Annotated in this window: 13 protein-coding genes; 12 read left to right on the forward strand and 1 reads right to left on the reverse strand. The window is 48.5% G+C overall.

All coding sequences use genetic code 11. The annotated features are described in order from the left end of the window. Nucleotides 1-25: 25 nt before the first annotated feature. The 7 genes from B5X72_RS03050 to B5X72_RS03080 all read left to right on the forward strand — a co-directional run bounded on the left by B5X72_RS03050 (nt 26) and on the right by B5X72_RS03080 (nt 10,970). A complete protein-coding gene (locus B5X72_RS03050; protein ID WP_079715337.1) occupies nt 26-592 on the forward strand; it encodes an RNA polymerase sigma factor in 567 nt (188 codons plus the stop codon). Nucleotides 593-668: 76 nt separating this feature from the next. Then, nucleotides 669-1,904 (forward strand): FecR family protein, encoded by a 1,236-nt coding sequence (locus B5X72_RS03055; protein WP_079715338.1) that lies wholly within the window; start codon nt 669-671, stop codon nt 1,902-1,904. Between the two features lie 255 nt (nt 1,905-2,159). After that, nucleotides 2,160-5,648 (forward strand): SusC/RagA family TonB-linked outer membrane protein, encoded by a 3,489-nt coding sequence (locus B5X72_RS03060; RefSeq protein ID WP_217698082.1) that lies wholly within the window; start codon nt 2,160-2,162, stop codon nt 5,646-5,648. Between the two features lie 19 nt (nt 5,649-5,667). Continuing rightward, complete coding sequence (locus B5X72_RS03065) at nt 5,668-7,689, forward strand: RagB/SusD family nutrient uptake outer membrane protein (protein ID WP_079715339.1); 2,022 nt, start codon at nt 5,668-5,670, stop codon at nt 7,687-7,689. A 44-nt stretch (nt 7,690-7,733) separates the two neighbouring features. After that, nucleotides 7,734-8,840, forward strand: coding sequence for a glycoside hydrolase family 88/105 protein (locus B5X72_RS03070; protein WP_245826788.1), 1,107 nt, complete (start codon nt 7,734-7,736; stop codon nt 8,838-8,840). Nucleotides 8,841-9,024: 184 nt separating this feature from the next. Continuing rightward, complete coding sequence (locus tag B5X72_RS03075) at nt 9,025-10,173, forward strand: thioredoxin family protein (protein ID WP_176146072.1); 1,149 nt, start codon at nt 9,025-9,027, stop codon at nt 10,171-10,173. Nucleotides 10,174-10,388: 215 nt separating this feature from the next. Next, the gene (locus B5X72_RS03080; protein ID WP_079715342.1) at nt 10,389-10,970 is read left to right on the forward strand and encodes a hypothetical protein; all 582 of its coding nucleotides are present in this window, start codon (nt 10,389-10,391) and stop codon (nt 10,968-10,970) included. A 94-nt stretch (nt 10,971-11,064) separates the two neighbouring features. On the opposite strand, the gene B5X72_RS03085 is transcribed toward B5X72_RS03080, so the two are convergent. After that, on the reverse strand, nt 11,065-11,580 hold the full coding sequence (locus tag B5X72_RS03085; protein WP_079715343.1) for an ankyrin repeat domain-containing protein: 516 nt from the start codon (nt 11,578-11,580) through the stop codon (nt 11,065-11,067). A gap of 148 nt (nt 11,581-11,728) precedes the next feature. Here B5X72_RS03085 and B5X72_RS03090 point away from each other — a divergent pair, with 148 nt between their 5' ends. The 5 genes from B5X72_RS03090 to B5X72_RS03110 all read left to right on the forward strand — a co-directional run bounded on the left by B5X72_RS03090 (nt 11,729) and on the right by B5X72_RS03110 (nt 17,277). Further along, nucleotides 11,729-12,280 (forward strand): ferritin-like domain-containing protein, encoded by a 552-nt coding sequence (locus tag B5X72_RS03090; RefSeq protein WP_079715344.1) that lies wholly within the window; start codon nt 11,729-11,731, stop codon nt 12,278-12,280. Nucleotides 12,281-12,316: 36 nt separating this feature from the next. Next, nucleotides 12,317-14,539 carry a catalase gene (locus B5X72_RS03095; protein ID WP_079715345.1) on the forward strand — a complete coding sequence of 741 codons (2,223 nt, stop codon included), beginning with the start codon at nt 12,317-12,319 and terminating at the stop codon, nt 14,537-14,539. Nucleotides 14,540-14,630: 91 nt separating this feature from the next. Beyond that, nucleotides 14,631-15,653: an LLM class flavin-dependent oxidoreductase gene (locus tag B5X72_RS03100; RefSeq protein ID WP_079715346.1), complete on the forward strand. Its 1,023-nt coding sequence runs from the start codon at nt 14,631-14,633 to the stop codon at nt 15,651-15,653. Between the two features lie 18 nt (nt 15,654-15,671). Next, on the forward strand, nt 15,672-16,031 hold the full coding sequence (locus B5X72_RS03105; RefSeq protein ID WP_139378498.1) for a hypothetical protein: 360 nt from the start codon (nt 15,672-15,674) through the stop codon (nt 16,029-16,031). A 313-nt stretch (nt 16,032-16,344) separates the two neighbouring features. Beyond that, nucleotides 16,345-17,277, forward strand: a complete 933-nt coding sequence (locus B5X72_RS03110; RefSeq protein ID WP_079715348.1) for a hypothetical protein — start codon at nt 16,345-16,347, stop codon at nt 17,275-17,277. Nucleotides 17,278-17,310: the final 33 nt, after the last annotated feature.

Consider the following 17,310-nt stretch of genomic DNA (forward strand, 5'->3'; position numbering starts at 1 on the left):
ATAAATATGTTAAAATTCGCACCAAATGGCCGCTAACCTTTATATCGATAGTTCGCAACTCGCGGTCTTGTTTAAGAATTACCACCGTGCGTTATTGTACTTTGCCCGGTCGATGGTCCATGAGCAACAGATCGCCGAGGAAATCGTTTCTGATAGCTTTGTGAAGCTTTGGCAGCGGCGAGATGCTTTTGATGGCACCGATAAAATCAAAGCGTTTCTATATATCGCCACCAAAAACGCCTGTCTGAACTATGTACAGTCCGCCCACGTGCGCCGCGACATGGATCCGGAGGCGATCCACTTGCTGGAAAGTACGGAACCTGAAACATATGTGCGTATCGTGCGGGCAGAGCTGATGCAGCAGATTTATGCTGAGATGGTCAAGTTGCCGGAGAAGCAACGAGAGGTCTTCCGGCTGACGTATATTGAAGAGCTGACAACGGACGAAATCTGCGAACGCCTTCATATGACCCCTACAGCTGTCTTTGCCAATCGTTCCAGAGCAGTGGATACCCTTCGACGGATTTTCAAAGACAAAGAGCTGTGGCTTTGCTTGTTCCTATTGCACGAACTTTTACGAAATAGCCCTTAGTTAAAAAAAACACTTTCCATGTAAGGTTTTGCGTTCACATTTGTTTTTATCGATAAATGTGAGCCACGTAACACCAATGGAAATCACGAACCGTATTGTTTACTTGCTTCGCGGGCACATCAGCCGGGAGCTGAATGCGCAGGAACAGGCCGAGTTGCTGGCCTGGGGCAACCGCGATCCGGCATTCCGCCGTTTGTTGGAGGAAGTGGTCAGCGAGGAGGGGCTGAAGGCAGCGTTGCAGGCGTTCGATGCGGTGTACGGTACTGATCAGGCGGCCTCAATCAGCCGCATGGAACGCCGTATTGCCGACGGTATACGTGCAGCTGAAGAAAAGTCACTGAAGCGACGAGCAACACACCGTTTGCAAAGATGGATCCCTTACGCCGCAGCGGTTATTTTGGTGCTGGCAGTCGGTATTTACATTAACTACCGGACGGACGTCCCTTCTAAAACAACCGACACGACACACCTTGCCGCCGATATACAACCCGGAGGGAACCGCGCAACACTCAAACTTTCGGGTGGGCGCACCATTAGCTTGAGCGAAGAACAAGGGGGGATTGTGGTGGTTGACGGTGATATTACTTACGAAGATGGTAATACCGTAACTGCCCTGGCTGATAGGACCAACGGTCGGTCGGACGCTGTGCAATTGGAGCTTGCCACCCCCAACGGAGGGACCTATTCCATCACCCTGCCCGATGGCTCGCGTGTGTGGCTCAATGCCGCTTCCACACTGAAATACCCCTCGCGTTTTGACGGCAAAGAACGGATCGTAGAACTCGAAGGCGAAGCTTATTTTGATGTTAGGTCAGTGAAAAGCGACAGCGGGGGGGAACCCTTTAAAGTCATCACACAAGGTCAAACCGTGGAGGTCCTGGGTACCCAGTTTAATATCTCAGCATACCCCGATGAATCGGAGACCAAAACGACGTTGGTAAAAGGACGTGTGCAGGTGACATCGACCATCGGTAACCGGCCACCTATCGCCATGGAGCCTGGTCAACAAGCTATCACACATGGGGCATATACGGATGTGAAGCAAGTAATGGCAGACAAATATACAGCTTGGAAAGATGGTTTTTTTTATTTCGACCGCCTGCCAATGCGTGAAGCCATCGCTCAATTGGCCCGCTGGTACGATCTCGAAATTAGCTATAAGGGCAAATTGTCGGAAGACAACATGTTCGCTTATGTCGAGCGAAATAAACCCTTGAGTGCCGTTTTACGCGCACTGGAAAAAAGCGGGTTGAAGTTTGAGATGGCTCAAACGGATGGACGGGCACGATTGATTGTTTTGGGAGAACGATGATACCAATTATATAACGATGAAAGGAGGGCTGTAAATGAAAACATAAAGACTACTTATCCATCAGATTCCATCCATACAAAAAACGGATGATGTTGATAGCATCATCCGTGGATTTGTTTGGATTTGATAGCCGGCTTGTTATTCTAAGGACTGCCGGAAACCAATTGTTAACCATCCAAACATCGCAAATATATGATTTTTACACCATGTGTAAACGGCTCTCGTTGGCCATTTAGATACCGATTATTGCTTGTTATGAAATTAGCGATTCTCTTAACGGTCGCCTTTACATGGCACGCTGTTGCCGAAAGTAAGGCACAAAAGGTTACCCTGAAAGCCCAGAATACCACGTTGCGCGAAGTCTTGCGGGAGATCCAGCGGCAACATGGGTATTCCTTTTTATTTCGGGGCGACCAGATTGCAGATGTACGTATCACCGCTCAGCTAAAACAAGTCGATTTGGCTGATGCGATGCACCTTATATTGGATAAACATGGCCTGACGTGGTCATTAGACGAAGGTATTATTACCATTACGAACAAGCGTTCACGCGCCATGACCCGAACGGGCTTGCTCCAGCAACGCGTCGTTTCCGGAAAGGTGTCAGACGAGCATGGCAATCCATTGGAAGGTGTGACCGTTACGGTGAGAGGTACACCGCTTGCCGTCTCGTCCGACGCTGCGGGCGACTATCGGATCGCAATCCCTGATGAAGCGACAGCGCTTGTTTTTGATATTTTGGGTTATCAGTCGGCTGAAGTTGCTATCGCGGGTCAAACCACCATCTCCGTGTCGTTGCAGCCCGCCATGAGTGATTTGGACGAAGTGGTGGTTGTGGGCTACGGGACGATGCAACGAAAAGATCTTACCGGTTCGATCATCCAGGTCCGTCCGGACAGGATTGCCAACGAAAATCCACGTACCGTCCAAGACATCCTGCGGGGCACGCCGGGTCTGAACGTCGGTTTTAGTCCATCGGCAAAAGGGGGCGGATCGTTACAGATACGCGGTCAGCGCTCCGTGTATACCGACGGTAATCACAATAGTCCGCTACTCGTGCTCGATGGTATGTTTTTCTATGGCGAGCTATCGGAGATCAATCCCGACGACATCGAGCAGATCGATGTGTTGAAAGATGCCTCCGCCGCAGCCGTCTATGGGTCCAAAGCGGCCAACGGGGTCATCATTATTTCGACCAAACGGGGTAAGCCCGGTAAGCCCGTTGTCAATTTCACGGCCAATTTAGGCGCTACCGGGCCGAGTAATTTCCGCAAAAGATGGGACCCGGACGCCTATATGCAACACCGCCAAGACTGGCTAACAAAAAACACCTATGGCGTCAATCCGGAAACCGGAACATATGAAGCGTATCAAACAGGTGTTTTTGCCGATCAACCGGGCTTCTTTATGCGCCCAGACCAATTGCCATCCGCTATTTCGCTGGATAGCTGGCGCGCTTACAGCACCAATGATCCAGGAGAATCTGACTTAAGCATCTGGGCAAGGCGTTTGGGCTTCCAGGGCAACGCGTTACAAAATTTTCTCGACGGCAAAGTTGTCGATTGGACCGACCGCACCTTTCGCACGGGATTGGATCAGGACTACAATGCCAGTGTCAGCGGAGCAAGTGAGCGCACAAATTATTATTTCTCTATGGGCTATTTAAGAAACGAAGGTGCTGTGGTGAGCGATAATTACCGGGCGATTCGTGCCAATATGAAGGTGAATTCCAACGTAACCGATTGGTTCGAAATCGGGGCTAACGTTAACTTCCAGGACCGTTCTGATGGTAATGTTGACATCGATATGGATCAGACGATGCGTAATAGTCCGTACGCGGACTATGCCGACGAACTGGGCAATCCGCTGCAGTTTCCATTGAGTGCGGAATTTAGCCAGCGTGGGTACAACTATGATTTCCAACGGCAATTTTTGGAATTGGACAAAGGGTACACCGTGTTCAATACGATCGTGCAAGCGAAAGTCAAGCTGCCGTTTAATATCGTTTATTCCTTTAATGCATCGCCCCGCTATCAATTTTTCTACGACCGCTATTTTATGTCGGCAGATTTACCTGGATCCGACCCGAAGACACGGGGCGCTAACCGGGAACAAGCCAAACGTTTTGATTGGTCGTTGAACAATACCCTTAGCTGGGAACACACATTTGCAGAGAAACACCGTTTCAACGTCACGCTGGTGCAGGAAGCCGAACAGCTCCGTTATTGGCAGGAGCGCATCGAAGCACGGAATATCCTGCCTTCCGACGCTTTGGGTTTTCATGGCGTAGGTTTTGGCAATAAAGAGGAAAGTAACTATTCCAGTAACGATACGCACGAGACGGCTGACGCACTGATGGCACGGCTGTTCTACAGCTATGACGACCGCTATATGCTGACGGCGACCATCCGTCGCGATGGTTATTCAGCCTTCGGTTCGACCGACCCTTATGGGATCTTCCCGTCATTGGCAGGGGCGTGGACCTTCAGCAATGAAGCGTTCTTTCAAAAATGGAAGCCCATTATGAGCACGGGTAAATTACGGGTCTCCTATGGCAGAAACGGGAATAGATCGTTAAGCTCTCCGTATTTGGCGCTGGCCAATCTTTATCGTGGAGCCGGAAGAATGCAGGGCTATATCGACGCTTCCGGCCAGCTGCAACTATATCGCTACTTGATGATGGATCGGTTGGCCAACCCCAATCTCCAATGGGAAAAAACGGCAGCATGGAATTTTGGGCTGGATTTTGGCTTTCTGAACGATCGCATATCCGGTACGCTCGAATATTATCATATGCAGACCCGCGACATGATTATGGGACAACGGTTACCTACTTTTTCAGGATTCAGTTCAATAACCACGAACCTGGGGCAGGTGAATAACAGCGGTGTTGAGCTTGCACTCAATACCCGCAATATCGCGCGCGAAAATTTCCAATGGTCAACTACTCTTGGCTTTTCGTATAACAAGAACCGGATCAAACACCTCTATTACGACTATGAAGATGTGGTAGATGCAGACGGTCATGTGATTGGCCGTAGGGAACGGGACGATATCACAAACGGCTGGTTCATTGGTCAATCCATTAATACCATTTGGGACTATCGAGTTACCGGCATTTGGCAGACGCATGAGGTTGAAGAAGCCGCAAAATATGGGCAGCGACCGGGTGATCCGAAAGTCGCCAATAATTATACCGCAGACGACGTGGTCAACGCAGATGGCTCGATCACGCATGTCTATAATGACCTGGATAAGGAGTTCCTGGGCGAAACTGTTGCACCCTACCACTGGTCTTTGCGTAATGAGTTTGTTCTTTGGAAAGAACTGACCTTTTCTTTCCAGATTTATTCCTATATGGGCCATAAAAGTTTGTCCGGCAATTACCTGAACAACGACGACGATGGTGGACGTATGCAATATGCTTTAGCCAATCTGCCCGAGAAAGAATATTGGACCCCTGATAATCCGACCAACAAATTCGGCCGTATTGAAGCTTCTGGACCTGTAGGTGCCGCTGCCGCACAAAAATTGTATAACCGTTCCTTTATCCGCCTGGACAACATATCCGCCGGATATACGCTTCCACAACAATGGACTTCCATGTATAACCTAAACCGGGTCAAAGTATTTGGTGCCGTTCGGAACACGGCGACCTGGGCGCAGGAATGGATTTACGGAGACCCTGAAACCGGTGGTTGGGCCTCCCGTACATTTACCTTTGGTTTGAACGTAACCTTTTAAGCGATTAACAACGACAGAGATGAAGAAGATAACACAACAACTACATCGCATATCATTAGCCCTGCTTTTTGGGGGGACCTTACTGGCCAGCAGCTGTTCGCGGGATTTTCTGAACCCGGATCCGCTATCGTTTTACGAACCCAACACGACATTTAATACCCGATCGGGGTTGGAGTCGGCTTTAGCCATTTGCGACCGCCACCTAAAATTGTATTGGATGACAGACCATAACGAAATGCTGGCGCTCGGTACGGAGTACATCTTTTCCGAACTGATGGTCGCCGCCGCGACCGACAAGCGCAATATGCTTGCTGATATAGCCAATATGCTTACACCGACAAGCGATGATGGTAGCACTCAACATAACCTGGACCGGACCAATAGTCTATGGTATTTTTGGGACGAAACCTACAAAGGTATTATGTACGCGAATACCATTATCCATTATGTCGACGACGTGGAGGAATTGGACGAAGCCACGAAAAACATGTTTAAGGGGCGTGCATACTTTCACCGCGCCTTTCGCTACATGGCCCTTGTGTTTCAATACGGTGATGTCCCATTAGTTACCAAATTGCTGGAAGTACCTAAGCAGAATTACCGCAGCACCGAGCGGGAGGCGATCCTGCAAATGATTACCAGGGACATGGAGCTCGCCGTCGAGTGGGTGCCCGATCAAAGTGAGATTGGTATAGTTGGTATGGTCAATAAAGGCGCTTGCCGGATGCTGCTTGCAAAATGCTACCTGGCCATTGGCGAATATGCGAAAGCCAAAGCGCAAACCGACATCCTCATTGACCAGTCCGGCTACGCCCTCATCCAAGGTGATGAATTCGGCACCTTTAACGACGGCGGCGAACCGCGAACCTGGACCATTACGCGCAACGTGATCTGGGATATGCACCGCGCGGAGAATAAACTTCGCTCAGACAACAGAGAACTGATTATGGGAATGCCGAACCGGGGTGCGGAAGCCGAGTCCTTTGTGAAAATGCTGACCATGCGGATATTGTATCCCTTTGTATTTGACAATAGGCTCCAAGCCAAGGATGGTCGGCAGGCGTTGCTTAATATCCGCCGCAATACAGCAGACTACGACCCCGAATACGACTACATGCGGGCCTTCGGACGCGGCATTGCGACGTTTCGTCCCACCCGCTTTCAGATGACGGGACTGTGGCGTGTGAATGGCGTAATGGACGAGACGGACTTGCGCCATAGTTCCGAGGCGGGCAATTGGATACGCATGGAAGACTACCGGGTGAACAATAAGGCTTCGACAGAATTTGGTAATCCCCTCACGCTTTTCAACCCTGATAATGGTGTCCTCCTGTGCAGCGATACCATTCGTCGTTGGTTTGATGTACCCCATTATAAATTCTACTTGGATGACCCGGTCGCTGAAGCGAATATTATCGGGTCTGACGGGCATCGTGGTGCCACAAACGGTGGTAATGCAGACTGGTACCTTTACCGCTTAGCAGAAGCGTACCTGCTTCGTGCGGAAGCCAAATACTATATGGACCCAAATGATGGAACGATCAAAGACGATTTGAATGCCGTAAGACAACGTGCAAAATGCACCCAATTATACACAGGCCCGGTTACGATAGGGGATATCATGAATGAGCGCGCACGTGAATTGTATTGGGAAGAATGGCGCAATGTAGAATTAAAGCGGGTTTCACTTTGTCTGGCTCGCAGCGGTAAACCCGACGAATGGGGTAACACCTATAGCTTGGACAACTATGACAAGCAGAGTGGAACAGATCCTGTAGGCGGAAGTTACTGGTACCAGCGTATCGTCCACTACAGCATGTATAACAAAGGGCCTATCGAGATTAATGCTCCCGGCAATAGCAGCCCCAACTATACGATGGACAAAAAGAATATGCATTGGCCTATACCGAATTCGGCAATTACGGCCAACATAAAGGGGCAGCTTAGCCAGAATTATGGATATGATGGCTATAATCCCGCTACCCCGAAATGGAGTAACTGGGAAGATGCGGTTGCGGATGAAGAGCGGACGGAAGATTAAATCAACGTGTTCGGAAACTCGAAACTTAATCATTAAAAACTAAAATGATGCGTAGCAACCTATTGATATTATTACTTCTTCTTCCTCTTCATTTCTTGTTTGCCCAAAAAAATGCACTGGAGGATTTTCCAGATGGGTATAGTCCCGAAGAGGTGGGTAAACTAATCGCGTACCGGTTTGTGTATGCCAACCATGCACTGCACGCCGGAAAATGGATCGGCTATCCGGAGACATTTTATTGGAATGGCGCGCTGAATTTCGCTGAACTGACAGCCGACGAAATGCTGGCTAGATTTTTGCAAAACAGGTTTGAACTCCTATTCTCCGCAGAAAAGGAACTGTTGCCCATCAAAAATCATGTCGACCTGAATATGTTTGGCAGCTTACCCTTGAGGCTCTACCGGATGACAGATGACCAGCGCTATCTGCAACTGGGTCTTCCTTATGCCGACACACAATGGCAGGTTCCGGCGGATGCAAAGCCCGAAGAAAAGGCCTGGGCGGACAACGGATACAGCTGGCAGACACGCCTATGGATCGATGACATGTACATGATTACCATTGTGCAGACGCAAGCCTACAACGTGACCGGAGACTGCAAATACATTGATCGGGCAGCCAAGGAAATGGTACTTTATCTGGAAGAGTTGCAACGTCCGAACGGCCTGTTTTACCATGCCCCCGATGTGCCCTTTTATTGGGGGCGGGGCAATGGTTGGATGGCCGCGGGCGTCACGGAATTGCTCCGGCATTTGCCAGCGGATCATCAAGACCGGCCACGCATCTTGCGAGGCTACCAAAAGATGATGGAAAGTTTGAAAAGTTTTCAGCGCCCCAATGGCATGTGGAATCAGCTGATTGATGAACCGGATTGCTGGGCGGAAACATCCGGATCGGCCATGTTTGCATATGCGTTTATTACGGGGGTTAAGCAGGGATGGCTAAACGCTGATGAATACACGCCCGCAGCCCGGAAAGCGTGGATGGCGTTAGTGGACTACGTTGATGAGCGGGGGAGCGTCGCTGAGGTTTGTGTGGGAACGAACAAGAAGAATGACAAACAATATTATTATGACCGCCCACGCAATGCAGGTGATTTTCACGGTCAGGCTCCGTATCTTTGGTGTGTGAACGCGCTTTTGGAGAAATGACTAAATATGTTGGGCGGACTCAGATTTATCATATTGAGCAGGCATACTAGCTGGTATACCTGCCTTTTAAATTTTTGGTTATGATTGGCGTTTTAATGATGAATGCCCCTTCGTGGTATAAAAATACAGTATCGATTACAGTTTTTGTGTTTGGTATTTCATTGCATCGGCCGAGACTGATTCCTTGAGAAGCTATGCTGGAAGTTTTGATAAAGCGCTCCAAGCGGCGGAATCAACAAACAAAACACTTTTGTTGTATTTTACGGCAGCATGGTGTGCACCATGCAAATTAATGGAGAAAAAGGTTTTCGTCGATAAACAGGTGGTTTCCTTGATCGATTCCTTATTTGTTTTTTACAAGGTTGATATTGACTCGGCTTCAGGTAAACATTTAAAAAAGCGATTTGACATCCGTACTGTACCTTCATTTTCCGTAATTGATGGGATCGGCGAACGTACCTATCATTTCTCGGGTTACAACGACGCTGATAATTTAATTCAACAGCTGAAAGAAGGGCTCGATCCTGAAAACGCGCCAATCAATCTCTTAAGGAAACAATATGAGAATGGAGACCGATCGATCGGATTTTTACGCCGATACTTAAACACATTGGAAGAATATCACGATTCCGGGGCTGACTCCGTATATGCGCTGCTCTGTAAACTGAGTAGTCCCCAGGAAATGAAAGGTGAGTTTATGTGGGCAAAGATGAATGCTTATATAAATAGTGATACGACAGAAGATTACCGATTTCTTAAGGATCACAAAAGCGAACTTGTATTCTTATATGGAGAAGAAAGGGTGAATCACCTATTGGCCAGGCCGTACAGCATCCAATTGGAAAATGCAGCACTGGAAAGCAATGTGCCGGCGTTTTATAAACTAGCAGGAAAACTTAAAAATGGAGACTTCGGTAATACTGACCGGCTATTATACGAGAATGAAAAACTCTTATTTCTGCAAATCGAGGACTATGATAAGTTCATCAGTTTAATCGAAGCGCAGCAATACCCATCATTGTACCCAGATAGATACGATAGACTGATTGACGGAGCAACATGGGTTGTATTAAGAGATATTAACCATGGCCCTTTGTTGGAAAAAGCAAAAATGTGGATCAATGAAAGCTTGAACCACAAAATTAGCAGCCAGCAATATATAATTGCAGGGCAACTACATGAGAAAACTGGCGACTTGACCGTTGCTTTACGCTTTTATGGGAAAGGCTTGAAACAGTATAGGCTGGACAATCCAGCCGCAGAAATGGAACCAACGGGTCTGCATATGCTTATAGCGGATGTTGAAGCTAAGATTAAAAAAGGACAACAGTAAGCCGAGTGATCGGTGTATCCGCTAATGACAGTTATCCGCATTACATGAAGAAGCATTATTAGAAGGGCATCAATTAACAGAGCTGCACGCGGCCAACATGTAATTGATGACTGAAATTTAGTTGTTAATGAAATGTCGAAGTATAGAATAGGGGGCTTGTCTCCTGTTCTTTAATCTTAGCGTATGAATAGTGTACGGGTTGGTGTTTTATTCAGTTGCGCGTTAGTTATGTTTTTTTTGCCGGTTGCGGCGGAGAAACGGAGCTCAACACCAAGGTCATCCTGAAAGGCGAAGTGTTTATTCCAGCGAATGGCAGGGTGTATTTGCTCGATTATGAAACCAAAAAGAAAATTGCTCAGGCCCCTATCTTCCGCAATGCTTTTACATTAACGGTCGACAGTATCCCCGCCGACAAATATATTCTGAAAATCGAGTGGAGACGGAATCTCACTGCTGTTGCAACAGAGTCCCGCTTTCGTCCGAGCAAGGAGTGTTATGTGATGAAAACACTATACCTTGACCCTGCCCAAGATAGTCTATACCGAATTATTGGGCCAGACCAACTGTCTGCTTCGGCAATTGACAGCATAAACAACGGTTATGAAAGTCTTACCACTAGGATGAAGGTCCACTCGGAGGCGTTTGATACGCAGATGCGCGAAAAAGTAGACAGCCTGCAGCAGCTATACACGGATACCTATAGGTTAAAAAAAGACAGTTTAACCAAAGCATTAAGCTATGCATTAGCAACCAACAACAAATTACCTCTTGAATTAAAACGGCGAGATCGTAGCTAAAACATCCCTTTAGATACGTTAGCGAATTTATTGCGTAAAGAGCTTTCAAGTGCCAGAAACGTTAAGGGTGACGACTTCGACCGCTTCTTTCACTTCATTGGGCGTTCGTTTTAATTTCCCTCTCGTGTCGGTTTTGAAATGATTCGATAAGCTGTTGGGCTTCCAGATTGCCTTGCTGGGCGGCGTGGTCGGCGGCTGAGAAACCACGTATATCCCGTGCGCTATGATCGGCGCCATGTTCCAGAAGAAGTTTGGCTATGGGAGTGCGTCCGAACATCACGGCAAACATGAGTGCGGTGCCGCCATTGCCGTGCTGCACATCCAAATCGGCATGGTGCTTAATGAGCAGCCCCGCCAAATCAGTGTACCCTTTGAACGATACGCCCATCAGCGCCGTATTGCCGCCGTTGTCTCTGGCATTGACGTCTGCCCCTGCTTCCAGAAGCAGTTTTGCGGCATCGTAGTGGCCATGATAACAGGCAATAATCAATGGTGTGTGGCCCTGCTCATTGCTGGTGTTGACGTCTGCTCCTTGTTTTACCAGTTCGCTAATCACGGCTGTATTTCCCTGCCGGGCTGCCGGAATGATGTAGTCGTTTAACCTTTCCATGTAGACTTAAACCAACGAATGGCACCGAAGGTTTTAATCCGGTCGGAAGTAGCTCCGCAAAAGCACAAGAAGATGAAACAAACGGTTCCGTATATTGTTGGCATTCATACCACCAGGCAGCTAATAGTTTCAACTAAAATAGGCAGACATGAAAACGAAGACAAACCCCGAAACAGCAGCCAAAACAGGCACATTGGACAACGCTGAACCCACATTGCACACCTTGCTTTTGGACACCGTCCGCGACTTGTACTGGGCGGAAAACCATTTAATAAAAGCACTTTTCAAAATGAGCGCCTCGGCCTCGTCTGAGGCTTTGAAAAAGGCCATCACCAAACATTTAAATGAGACCAAAACGCAGGTTGGCCGGCTGGAGAAAATTTTTGAAATGCTGGGCGAAAAGGCAGTTGCCAAGAAATGCGACGCCATGGAAGGCCTGACCAAAGAAGGTGAAGCAATTATCGAGACCACGCCGGCAGGTACACAAACGAGGGATGTGGGTATCATCTTCGCGTCCAAAAAGGTCGAACACTATGAAATAGCGAGCTACCTCGGTGCTTATCAGTTAGCAACAACCTTAGGGCTCAGCGAGGTAGGCGAACAGTTGCAGGAGACACTGCAGGAAGAGCAGCAAACTGATAAACTACTTGCCGAAATGGTAGGCGAAATGCTTGCAGGCACGACGGAAAAGATGGCATAAGCCAAATTATTTGATACTAACTAAGTAACTAAAGAAATGGCCAGAAAAACAAAACCGAGTGCACAGGACACTCCGAACCCCGCGCAACCTACCGAAAAAAAAGTACACCCTGCTAACGAAAAAACTGATGAAATGGCTCCCAACCGCGAAGTATCGCGGGGTGAGTTCATGGCTACCAATCACGGTGTGCGGATAAACAACGATCAAGATTCACTAAAAGCTGGAGAGCGGGGATCGTCCTTGCTGGAGGACTTCATACTACGGGAGAAAATTACCCATTTCGACCACGAGCGCATTCCGGAGCGTGTAGTGCATGCCCGCGGATCGGGAGCGCACGGAGTTTTCAAGGTATACAAGTCCTTGTCTCACCTGACCAAGGCGGATTTTTTGCAACATCCAGAACTGGAAACGCCGGTCTTCGTTCGCTTTTCAACGGTCGCCGGCTCCCGTGGTTCGACAGACCTTGCCCGGGATGTGCGTGGCTTTGCGGTAAAATTCTATACCCGCCAGGGAAATTTTGATCTCGTGGGCAACAACATGCCGGTCTTCTTCATCCAGGACGCATTGAAATTTCCGGATCTGATACACGCCGTAAAGCCCGAGCCGGATAATGAAATACCCCAGGCGGCGTCTGCACATGACACGTTTTGGGATTTCATATCGCTCATGCCCGAGTCAGCCCACATGATCATGTGGCTGATGAGCGATCGCGCGATACCACGTAGCTACCGGATGATGGAAGGGTTTGGTGTGCACACCTTTCGCTTCGTCAATGAACAGGGCGAGTCGAATTTTGTGAAATTCCATTGGAAGCCGCTGTTGGGTGTTCATTCCGTGGCTTGGGACGAAGCGCAGAAGATTTCTGGTAAAGATCCGGATTTTCATCGGCGCGACCTCTGGGATGCTATCGAAAGCGGTTCATTTCCCGAATGGGAACTGGGCATTCAGGTCGTGCCCGAAGCAGATGAGCACCGGTTTGAGTTCGACCTGCTTGATCCGACGAAGATTATTCCTGAAGAGCTTGTCCCCGTGGAGCGTGTGGGCAAATTGACGCTCAACCGCAATCCGGACAACTTTTTTGCGGAGACCGAGCAGGCCGCATTCCACGTTGGGCACGTGGTGCCTGGCATTGATTTCACCAATGATCCGCTATTACAGGGGAGGTTGTTTTCATACACGGATACCCAATTGATTCGCCTGGGCGGTCCCAATTTTCAGGAAATTCCCATTAACCGGCCCATTGTGCAGGTACACAACAACCAGCGCGACGGCTATATGCGGCAGACAATCAATAGCGGGAAGTCCAGCTATAATCCCAACAGCTTGGGCGACGGCTATCCGGCGCAGGCGCCTGCGGCGGAAGGAGGCTTCACCTCTTATCCTGAACGCATAGACGGCCGTAAAATACGGGCCCGAAGCAAGAGTTTTTTTGATCATTTCAGCCAGGCACGACTGTTTTACCACAGCCAGTCCGAACCTGAGAAAAACCATATGATTGATGCATTCAGCTTCGAATTGGGCAAGGTGAAAACCGTGGAAGTGCGTCAGCGCATGATTGGTGTGCTCGCGCATGTCGATAGGGCGCTTGCGGCCGCGGTAGCTTATGCCCTCCGGTTATCCGTGCCAGCGAATACTGGCGAGCCACTTAATCACAGTTTTCCGGCAGACGCCGATCCAAGCGACTACCAGCCCATACCGGCGGAATCTCCGTTGGCGAGATCGGAAGCGTTGAGCATGGCCAATACGCCTAAAGACACAATTGCAACGCGCAAGATAGCGGTGCTTGCCGCTGATGGTGTAGACGAAGCTTCCCTGGGTACGGTGCAGGCTGAATTGGAGGCAGAAGGAGCCGTTGTGGAGATCATTGCGCCGAGGCAAGGCTTTCTGTTGTCTGCAAATGACGTCGAAATCGGCGTGCACCATAGCCTTTTGACAGCAGCCTCGGTGCTGTATGACGCGGTATATGTGCCCGGAGGAACAAATAGCGTGGGCACCATTGAAGGTGAGCCGACGGCTATTCATTTTCTCAACGAAGCATTCAAGCATTGCAAGGCGATTGCTGCGGATGCCGGAGCGCGACAGGTACTTGACGCTACTTACTTTGCCAATAAACTCCCCGATGACAACACGCCCGAAACCGTGATGCGGGAAGGGATTGTCATCGAAGCAGATCCTGCAACGCTGGCGATGCATTTCAAGGCGGCAATCGCGCAGCACCGCTTTTGGGAGCGTGAGAAGCCCAGGCAGGTGCCTGCCTAAGAACATTTCGGGTAGGTTTGGGAGCAAGCCATCGGCTAAGCTGTGCGCTTCATGCCGGAAAGTTGATAATCCTTATCTTTGTCATCAGTTTATGAAGAAAATAGGGTTTTTATCGTTCGGGCATTGGGCCAATCATCCGGCTTATAAAACGCGCACAGCAAGTGACACCTTGCTGCAGTCCATTGATTTGGCTGTCGCTGCCGAAGAAGTCGGTTTGGATGGTGCGTATTTCCGGGTTCATCATTTTGCGGCCCAGTTGGCATCGCCATTTCCGTTACTTTCAGCTATTGGAGCCAAAACGAACCGCATTGAGATTGGAACCGGTGTCATTGATATGCGGTATGAAAATCCACTGTATATGGTGGAAGATGCCGGAGCTGCTGATTTGATTTCAAGGGGGCGGTTGCAACTGGGAATCAGTAGAGGTTCGCCGGAACAAGTGATCGACGGTTGGCGCTATTTCGGTTACGAGCCGGTCGCGGGTGAAACCGATGCAGAAATGGGACGCCGGAAAGCGCTGGAATTCTTGGATAAACTGAAAGGTGTTGGATTTGCCCAGCCGAACCCCTATCCGATGTTCCCAAATCCTCCAGGTCTGTTGCGCTTGGAACCACACTCGGAAGGATTGCGGCAACGCGTATGGTGGGGGGCGGCGTCTAATGCCACGGCCGTTTGGGCGGCCGAAAACGGAATGAACCTGCAAAGCTCTACCCTGAAATACGACGAAAGCGGCAAGCCTTTCCATGTACAGCAAGCCGATCAAATCAGGGCGTATAAAGAAGCGTGGAAAAAAGCGGGTCACCAGCGTGAGCCCAGGATATCGGTGAGCCGTTCTATTTTTGCTTTGGTAACTGATCAAGATCACTATTACTTTGGACATGAGTCCAACCGGGTCGACAAGATCGGAATGATTGAGCAAGACAAACGCGCTATTTTCGGAAGAAGTTATGCGGCAGAACCGGATCAACTCATCAAAGAGCTGGCCCAGGATGAAGCCATCCAGGAAGCGGATACCCTCCTGCTGACGATACCCAACACATTGGGGGTTGATTATAACGTGCACATATTGACTGCTATTCTGGAGCATGTTGCGCCCGGTTTAGGCTGGCGTTAATATTCAAACTGCGGTCAAGTGCATCCGCAAGACCAGGTATGCTTCCGGGTTTCTTGGGGTATTGCCACGGTATGTCCGCGGTACCTGCAAATGCCGGTAGAAAGCCATACCATCGCCCGCCATGTTTTTATGACGCCTCTGCCTTTTTCCTGCCATCATCCGTGCACGATGCGGAGCGGATCCGGGATGTATCTGGGAAAAAGCCGGATCCGCTCCGCATACGCCCCGGATCCGCCCCGCATCACGGCAAAACAATGGCCGGAAAAAGGGCGAAGAAAAGCAGCCGAAAAAGGGAGCGACAGGCTTGTCCGGAAAAAAAAGAATAATAAAAAATATATTCCGTATGTGCGGAGATGGTTTAAAAAAGCCATCGCCTAATGATTTTTTTAGCAAAAACTGCTTGGCAGTGATTTAATTAAAAAAAAGTATGTTTTGTTCATTCATCAGTTATGCCTATCTTTAAAACGTGAAATATTTGAAGCCCTTTCAGGATCCAAACTGATAACGTCGCGGGGCGGAAAACAAACAAACGTATCTGAGTGTAGCATAAATCTGCATAGGCTGCTGCTCAATAAGGATGCGAAGTAAGCAAAGCGACGGAAGACAAGCAACGGTGACACGAATAAAGCCCAACTTATACCTGCCTGTAGTAGGTAGGTGAGTCTCATTGCTATTAAAAATAAATAAAATTATGCTTACGAAAAAGTTACCGCTACTCGTTATTTCCCTTGTTTGTTGCGTTGTTGTCGCCGAGCTTGTATTAAGGTATCATTATGGTTTTTGTGACGCTGTGTTAATCAGAGAAGATCCGGATTACGAATACATTGCCCAGCCGGGCCAAAATCGATTCCGGTTCAAAAAACACATAAAGACCAATGCGGTATCCATGAGAAGTGATGAGATAGATGCTGCTGCGGCGATTATTTTAGGCTTTGGAGACTCTTTTATCAACGGGGGTACGGTGACCGACCATAATTCGCTTGCCACTACGCTTTTGTCGGATACCTTAACGAGCCTTTCTGGAAAAAAGATTCAGTTTTTGAATATCTCTGCTGGAACTTGGGGGCCAGACAATTGTTTTGCGTACCTAAATAGACATGGAAACTTCGGAGCGAGGGCGATATTTCTTTTTGTCAGCTCACATGATGCCTATGATAATATGACTTTTGATAAGGTTGTGGGCGTTGATAATAGTTTTCCAAACAAACAATACACTTTTGCGTTATCTGAATTAATGGAACGCTATGTAATACCAACAATCAAGGATAAGTTGGCGCAGAAAGAACTAGGTTCAGAAAAAACGGAAGTTAATAAGCACACAAACAGCGATAAATTTAATAGCGGATTTTCGTCCTTTGCTTCATACTCAAAGGAATTCAACATTCCATTAACCATCTATCTTCATGCTGAACAGTCGGAATTGGGAGCCGGTTCGTACAACGAACAAGGAAAAGAAATCATCGAATTTGCAGAAGGAAATCAAATACCACTAATAAAGGACTTGGAATTAGGTTTGAGTTCGGATGAGTTCAGGGATTATATTCACATTAACGACAATGGTCAGCGAAAATTAGCGGCAAGGGTACTATCCTACATGCAACGCAACATGATGATAGGACATTGAAATCCGAATACCTAACAGGTGAAGGCCGGCGTG

Origin of the sequence: Parapedobacter luteus (assembly GCF_900168055.1) — a bacterium.
In the GTDB taxonomy this organism is placed as follows: domain Bacteria; phylum Bacteroidota; class Bacteroidia; order Sphingobacteriales; family Sphingobacteriaceae; genus Parapedobacter; species Parapedobacter luteus.

Coding starts and splice junctions, on each gene's coding strand:
- B5X72_RS03050 (WP_079715337.1), top strand. CDS start 26: ATGGCCGCTAACCTTTATATCGATAGTTCGCAACTCGCGGTCTTGTTT.
- B5X72_RS03055 (WP_079715338.1), top strand. CDS start 669: ATGGAAATCACGAACCGTATTGTTTACTTGCTTCGCGGGCACATCAGC.
- B5X72_RS03060 (WP_217698082.1), top strand. CDS start 2,160: ATGAAATTAGCGATTCTCTTAACGGTCGCCTTTACATGGCACGCTGTT.
- B5X72_RS03065 (WP_079715339.1), top strand. CDS start 5,668: ATGAAGAAGATAACACAACAACTACATCGCATATCATTAGCCCTGCTT.
- B5X72_RS03070 (WP_245826788.1), top strand. CDS start 7,734: ATGATGCGTAGCAACCTATTGATATTATTACTTCTTCTTCCTCTTCAT.
- B5X72_RS03085 (WP_079715343.1), bottom strand. CDS start 11,580: ATGGAAAGGTTAAACGACTACATCATTCCGGCAGCCCGGCAGGGAAAT.
- B5X72_RS03090 (WP_079715344.1), top strand. CDS start 11,729: ATGAAAACGAAGACAAACCCCGAAACAGCAGCCAAAACAGGCACATTG.
- B5X72_RS03095 (WP_079715345.1), top strand. CDS start 12,317: ATGGCCAGAAAAACAAAACCGAGTGCACAGGACACTCCGAACCCCGCG.
- B5X72_RS03100 (WP_079715346.1), top strand. CDS start 14,631: ATGAAGAAAATAGGGTTTTTATCGTTCGGGCATTGGGCCAATCATCCG.
- B5X72_RS03110 (WP_079715348.1), top strand. CDS start 16,345: ATGCTTACGAAAAAGTTACCGCTACTCGTTATTTCCCTTGTTTGTTGC.